Annotated in this window: 5 protein-coding genes; 1 reads left to right on the plus strand and 4 read right to left on the minus strand. The window is 38.9% G+C overall.

Annotated features, from left to right (window positions below; translation table 11 throughout):
* Window positions 1–486 precede the first annotated feature (486 nt).
* The gene (locus SLS51_RS22110; RefSeq protein WP_323840683.1) at window positions 487–1,518 is read left to right on the plus strand and encodes a C2 family cysteine protease; all 1,032 of its coding nucleotides are present in this window, start codon (window positions 487–489) and stop codon (window positions 1,516–1,518) included.
* 312 nt (window positions 1,519–1,830) lie between these two features.
* On the opposite strand, the gene SLS51_RS22115 is transcribed toward SLS51_RS22110, so the two are convergent.
* From SLS51_RS22115 to SLS51_RS22130, 4 genes are all read right to left on the minus strand, one after another.
* Entirely contained in the window at window positions 1,831–2,175 is a 345-nt protein-coding gene (locus tag SLS51_RS22115; RefSeq protein WP_323840684.1) for a hypothetical protein, read from the minus strand.
* A gap of 14 nt (window positions 2,176–2,189) precedes the next feature.
* Window positions 2,190–2,444, minus strand: coding sequence for a hypothetical protein (locus SLS51_RS22120; RefSeq protein ID WP_323840685.1), 255 nt, complete (start codon window positions 2,442–2,444; stop codon window positions 2,190–2,192).
* A 226-nt stretch (window positions 2,445–2,670) separates the two neighbouring features.
* Complete coding sequence (locus SLS51_RS22125; RefSeq protein ID WP_323840686.1) at window positions 2,671–3,048, minus strand: DUF6853 family protein; 378 nt, start codon at window positions 3,046–3,048, stop codon at window positions 2,671–2,673.
* The coding region (locus SLS51_RS22130) for a DUF637 domain-containing protein (RefSeq protein ID WP_323840687.1) at window positions 3,041–7,196 on the minus strand (4,156 nt) is incomplete at its 5' end. The genes SLS51_RS22130 and SLS51_RS22125, both read right to left, overlap by 8 nt.

Genomic DNA, 7,196 nt, shown 5'->3' on the forward strand with positions numbered 1-7,196 from the left:
GAAATGCCTTTTTGGAATTGAATCTGATTTTTAGCCATTTTCATTTACCTCCACACAGACTTATTTTAAGTATACGCCTATGGGAGCTGAATTTAAGTGATAATCAGGTATATTTTTGATTTTTTAATTGAATCGAAATGGTTATTGTTATTTCGAATTATTAATACTAACTCAATAAAATAAGGCCATCATCTATTTAATAATTAAGTTGATTTTAATAACGTGATAAGGAAATATTTACCTCACCTAAGGTAAGTTTATTCGCTGATTATTTAATCATATTATTAGGTATAAAACCTTTGGGCTGGCTATTTAATATAAATTACAGCGTAAGGTTATCCATTCATTATAAAATCAAGGGATATTGAAAATGTCAGTTGTTAATTTCTCCGATAAACCAGTTGATGTCGCTAATGTTCATACATAGCCGAAATCACCAGATAGGGATTTAATCGCATGTGGACGTGACGCATATGCTGAAAAATAGTGCAAGAAGCATTGAACGGAGATCCTGATAAAGCGGTAAAATTAAGTGAATTAAATGATATTCTGGCTGCCTGTGAACCTTTTAACTTTAAAGGCGTTACTTTATATGCAAAAGATCCTGTCTTGGCTTTAATTAAAGCATTATCAGAGAAGAGTGCCTATTTAGTCGATGATTCATATCCTCCTAAGCAATGGCAGAGTGGGGGAGTTAACAACCATAGCCGTATTAAAGATTTTATTGAATCTCCGGGTATGTTTATTAAAGGGATAGAGATGATCGATATGGGCCAGCTTTATCTTGGTAATTGCGGCTTTGTTAGCACCATTGGGGCAATTGCATCCCATCCTGAAGGGCATAATTTGTTATTTTCTGCTATCTATCCACCGGTTTATAACCCAACGGGCATTTATTCGATCAGAATCATCAATCAATCGACGGTTGGTTATTTATTGATTGACGATGATCTGCCACGAGTGAGTTTTTCTGCTATGGAAGATAAAAATGAGTTTTGGTATTACCTGATTGAAAAAGCATTTGCGAAATTGCATGGAAGCTATGAGAATTTAGGCGGCGGTAATGAAATCTATTTTGGTATAGAATCGACAGCAAATACCAGTATTAATCAGGGTAATCAGGATCGTATTTGGGATGAGAAATTTATCGATATCTTCAAAATAAAACATCATGTGACTTATCAAGGAACCGGTTCATCAACGGATTTGGTATCAGGTCATGCTTATTTAATATTGGATGCTCAGCAATGGAATGATATTAAGTTAGTACGACTGCATAATCCGTGGAATGTCGTTAAATATAAAGGTCCATATTCGCCTGATGCTGCTGAATGGGAAAATATTCCAGCAGACGTGCAGAATGATATATTCCAGAATAATCGATTTGAGGGGAAATCATTCTGGATGCCATATGATCTCTATGTTAAAAATTTGCCAAAAATTAGTGATATGTATCTCAGTAAAATTATTCCTGATTCACTGAAAAGTATTGCAAATCCCTCTCCAATTCAAGAGTAATAGGATATAGGCTTTGCCCGGATTGATGTGTAGGTCATTAATTTAATATTAGTGCCTGACATGAATGGCAAGTTAAATAAAAGCTTGATGAAACGTGGCCTGAAATTTTATAATTCATGGCCACTTTTATATTATTAAAAATTATATTAATTAATTTTACTATTGAAAGAATGAGTGGATAAGTCAATTTGGCTATTAATGCACCTTTTTTCTAGGATGGCCGTGAGTGATATGATTGTTTAAGTGTTAAGAAAATATCCTGGCATTGAATGCTAGGATATTTCAGACCCCAGCAGTGGCTGGGGTTATGATTTATTTTTCGGATAGATAATTGTAATGATCAGGTATTTTGTAATCTTCTGGAATCTCAGGCCATAAGTTCTGACTGTGTATTGATACAACATCGTCGATAATATCTGAATATAGATTAGACAGATTCAATGATGTAATCCGAACTATTGTCAGAGCACATTGAATAGCTATTTGATCATTCTCTTCAATAGTTCTGTTAAGTAACATCACGGCCTGTTTAAAATCATAAATATATTCCTTGTATTTTTCGGTAATATCTAAATTCAGATTTAACTCAGCTTGGATATTTTTCCTAAGTGAGAGTGAATTAATACAATAGCTAAGTTTGTTTAGAGTTTTCATCATTTTAATTTTCTCCCCTACGCAGCTTTAGTTTTAGCATCATTAATGGAACCATCCAAGTTAAGCACAACTCTAAAATTCCCTCTTTTATTAAAAATTTCAAGATGATTCTTATGATCACCATCTAAATAAATTTGATCGCCTTTTTTGATATATTTATCAATGTCATTTTTTGTAGAATAAACACTCTGCCCATCATACATTTTACTAGTTTTTTGAGTATTTCCTTTAATCTGGTTCCCAAAACCCGGTTGTTTAAAAAACTCACCCATATTACTAACTGCACCCTTATTAGGCTGATAAGATTGTTTATTCTTCCCGACAATCGAAGCTTTACCGCCGATAACACTATCATCAGTTACTTAAGAGAGTCTCTTTGGGGGAAAAATTTGGATGGTTCTAACATAGAGGCAAACTCTTATTGGAACAAAGTACCGACTAAAAGTCAGCACTTTATTAATAAGTTGAACCCCAGCTTTTTAGCTGGGGTGGTTGTTATTACTTTTTTTCAGGATAATTATAATGGTCTGGGATTTTGTAGTCTTCGGGGATTTTCGGCCAATTATATCGATCTGTCCAACCTATCATTTCTATATCTTCAAAGATTCCGTCAAAAAAATTACGTAAATTCATTGCATATATCCTAGCCATCACTAATGCTGTCTGAACTGCAACCATATCATTTTGGTCAAGGGCTTTTTTCAATACCGCAAACATGGATATCAATTTTTTGAGCTCATCTTGCAGTTCATCATCCAGATTTAACGAATAATCAAGGCTGCCATTATTATCAAGCTCATTTTTTGAGATATTGCAGGTTGCTGCTAGCTCGACTAAAATCGTTTTTATGTCATTTAACTTGTTTATTTCAGTCAATTTTAAGTTTCCTCCCTTGACCAGCTTTAGTTTTATCCACATTTACTGAACCATCTAAATTAAGGGCTGCTTTAAAATTATTTTTACTATCAAAAAGCTCAAGATGGTTTTTATGCGAACCGTCCAAATACAGTTGATCGCCTTTCTTGATTATATCACCCAGTTTACCCTGAGCTTGATAAATACTTTGCCCCTGATACCGCTTACTGGTTTTAAGTGTGCTGTTTTTGATCTGTCCTCCAAACCCCGGTTGTTTAAAAAACTCTCCCATATTACCAACTGCACCCTTATTAGGTTGATAAGGCTGTTTATTCTTCCCAACAATCGAAGCAACCGAAGCTTTACTGCCGATAGCACCACCAATACCGGCAGATTCTACCGCCTCTTTGGCTATCAGTGCACCTTTTTCCCAAGCGGGCAACGAGTTATACAACAGCCCTAAATCGTTCTGGTTTTCTGTCGTCACAAACTGGCTGAGACGATGAGTATCTTCAGCCGATAAGCCAAACATCCATCTCAGACCACTGATGGCATCCGCTGTTTTTATCCCACCTTCCATTTCAGCCTGATAGGTCAGTGTGCATAACCCACCGTTCCCGGCACAGTGAGACAACATTTCTGCCCGTTGTGCAGCGCTCAGTTTGTTGTATTTGTTCCAGATTGCTTCGGTAGGCGTTCCTTGCTTATTGGCTTCCTGGAGTTCTCTGACCAGATTGTAGGCATTCATGGAGTTCAGGTGGTTAAAGAGAATAACAATTTCCCCGGCATTAGCCCCACTGTTAGCCCCTTTGGCGCTGTTGGTCGCAATGGCCCCTGCGACGCTGCCGATGATTTTGCCACCCACCTGAATTTTCATTGGATCATTGAATGTCTTATCCAATGTTATCGCGGCCAGTTCTGCCGCTAATGCCCCAGCCGCCGCCCCTTTGGCATCACCGCCGCCAATTTCCGCAGCAAGGGCAGAAACCGCCGCATGGCTGATAGCTTTTCCGGGTAAATCTAATACCTGACCGTTAGCCCCAATCAACCCGGCACCTTCGGCGTTAATCTGGCTGCCAATATTGGCAAGTAATGCGGTGGTAAAATTATCCTTAAAACTACCGCCATTGATGGCTGTACCCAGGCTGGAACTGATAATGGATTGACCGGCGATCCGTTGAGCCACTTTGCTCCAGTCGCCATTGCTCAGTTTAGGTAATGTCGCTTTTGCCGGGTCAATTTGAGCGCCATTGGCGGCTTTATCCCATCCCATGAGGTTATCAAAACCCGCCAGTGCGCCACCCATCGCCATTGAGGTAATTGTTGATTTAACGGTATCGCTGCTACCCAACACTTTTAGTGCTTTGGATAGATCACCCTGATTATCCACAATAGCAACCGCCGCCTGTGCCGTCAGTGATGACATTCCTGCGGTTAATGCCCCACCCGCAACGCTATTACCCGCATAAGATGCGACAGATGCCGCCAGAGAACTGCCCGCGGTTGCTGCTGCCGCCGCAATCGCAATCACCGCAGAAACCACCGGGTTTAAATGCTGGCTCTTGTGATCCCAACTGTCATAAGCATCCTTGACCACATTCCACTGGGTATCTTTATTTTCGTTGAGTCCTTTCAGCCAGGCGGTCTCCGGTGTATTCCCCAATACAGTCAGGACATCTTGTAATGACTGACCATTTTTCGCTTTGATATCCGCGCTGACACCTTTAGCCGCTTCTACGGTCAGTTTTCCGCCAATATGAATAGAGGGAAGAACCCACTTATCTTCGGTATAACCTTTATCCCTTTGCTTAATATAAAAGCCTTTGGAATAGGTAATAGTCTGTTCAAAAGCGGTATTTTTTACCGCTTTAAAATTGACTTTACCGTGAGTGCTGGTCAATTTGGCGTTTTTATTAGTGGCAATTTGACTGGCTTCGTAAGTGCTGTCATCCCGACTTAACAGATTAATATCACCACCCGCGGTAAATTCAGTGACTTTATTAGTGACATCATGACGGGTACGTTTAGTGGTTTTCTTCCTGCCATACCAATTACGACTTGTCTCTGTGTTCTCATAATGGTTAGATTCTTCCATCGCCTGAGCGTACAGATAGCCACCTTTCGCCGCGATATCCATTGCCCCTTTGGCCGCCAGTTTAGTGGCCTGAAAAAGAATACTGCCGTTTGAAAGCACGGTTAGCACACCACCACTGGTTAATTCAGTACTTTGTTGAGTATAGGTTTCTGTGATGCTGTTATCTTTGAAATAATCAGCGCGATCTTTGTAGAAGTGATTCCGAGCCGATTCGAAACGTATATCACCACCAGAGGTAATCGTTATATCACCATCAGAAAGTAACTTTGAACCCACAGTGGTAATGGCTCCATTGGCAGCCATTGTCAGCTTTTTAGTACCACGGATTTGTGTGCCATAATTTCTGTCATCTTTATGTTCATCATAATGCTCAGGTCTGTCATCGTCATTGTAAGCAATAGCAGAGTAAAGCAGGGGCAGGAGTGTGATATTCCTTCCAGAGGACAATAATACGTTACCGTTTGCCTGTATCTGAACCGCCTTTCCGTTAATATCTGTACCGCTGATGACACTGATATTATTTCCTGCGGTTAATTGGCTGCTTAATTCTCCTGAACGTGATGAAGGGAATAATTTACTCAGTGAAGGAGATAATTCACGGGGAGCCAGATCAATACTTTTTGCAGAAGTTAAATAGATGTCTTTTTCTGCGGAGAAACGAATACTCTTAGCCGATAAATTTCCACCGGCATTAATCACAATAGAACTTTTTGCATCCAGCTTACCCACTTTAGATAACATGTTATTAAAAAGTTCTTGCTCTTTAATGAAAGAGATAATACTGCCAATTCGTTTATGTGATAATAGCACCGCATTGTTATTATCAATGGTAATATCATTATTTGCCGTTAAAGTAATATTATCACTTTTAGTTAAAAATATATCCCGAAAAATAATATTCTTACCTGCGTTTAGCAATAAATCACCTGTTGCCTCAATGCGGCTGATTATTCTATTACCATCATGGTTGAAATATCCGACAGTCTCATTGCTTTGAAATTTCAAATCAGCATTACGGCTAATAACAGTAATGTTTTTTCCCTTGATTTTACTCTGCAATACATCAATATTATTAGCGGCGATCATGGATACATCACCACCAGAAATAACTTCCCCGGTGTTTAATGTAACAGCGTCAGTTGCCAAAATAGTGATGTCGTTATTAGCTTTAATAATATTATTGTTGTTAATTTTTCCTGAGTTTAAGACAATATTTTTAGCAGATAACGTATCATAGCTGCCTGAAACAGTGATTTGGGAAATTTCATTGATGTCATAGGGGAGTGGTGTGCGAATATTAATATTATCTTTAAAATCAGCGACAAGGTTACCGGCAGCAACAACACTGGCTGGTTCAATAATATTGCTTTCATCCTCCCATGTTTTAACGTTTCCTGATCTGTCAAAGTCTGTCCTGATATATACGTCGCCACGGGAAGACACACTACCTTCGGTTTCCTTCTCAGTATATACAATATAATTATTTAGCACGCCGGTTATTTTGCTTTCATTAATAAAATTAATTCCTGTTAAGAAAATATCTTTGCCGGAACTCATCTTACTGACAAAATTCAATAACTCATCACTGTTGATATAAATGCTCTTTCCAGATGCTATCACTCCAGGTTGCTTACTGTCAGAAATGATGGTTTCAGTTCTGGCGTGATTTATATGAATTCCCCCATCTGTCGTATTATCTCTACCAAAATCAACACGCCCAAACCATTTATCAGGAAGTGGAGTGATTAATGCAGCTTCATGAATAACCGGGTCTCCAAAATCACAGGTTTTCGTTTCATTAATAATCAGGTTTTTATCTGTTGAATCTGGTATTAACTCCTTGTTTTTAACAACAAAAACATCACGTGTATTATTAAGTTTTTGGGTCCTGACAACCAAATCCCCCTTTACCGTCTTTATCGTCGCAGATTTATTCTCAATCAGATGACCTTTATTCCCCTGAGCATTTTTCTGTATCCACATATTATTGTTGGCTTGCAGCAAGGCTTTATTACCGCTATTACGCACGGTATCGCCAAATATTCGCATATCCCGGCCCGCAGTCACGCTGCCT

Origin of the sequence: Photorhabdus africana, assembly GCF_035181445.1 — a bacterium.
Classification (GTDB): Bacteria; Pseudomonadota; Gammaproteobacteria; order Enterobacterales; family Enterobacteriaceae; genus Photorhabdus; species Photorhabdus laumondii.

What these genes read in the sequence shown, in the direction of transcription:
- SLS51_RS22115 (WP_323840684.1), bottom strand. Translation starts at nt 2,175, where the DNA reads ATGATGAAAACTCTAAACAAACTTAGCTATTGTATTAATTCACTCTCA.
- SLS51_RS22120 (WP_323840685.1), bottom strand. Translation starts at nt 2,444, where the DNA reads ATGGGTGAGTTTTTTAAACAACCGGGTTTTGGGAACCAGATTAAAGGA.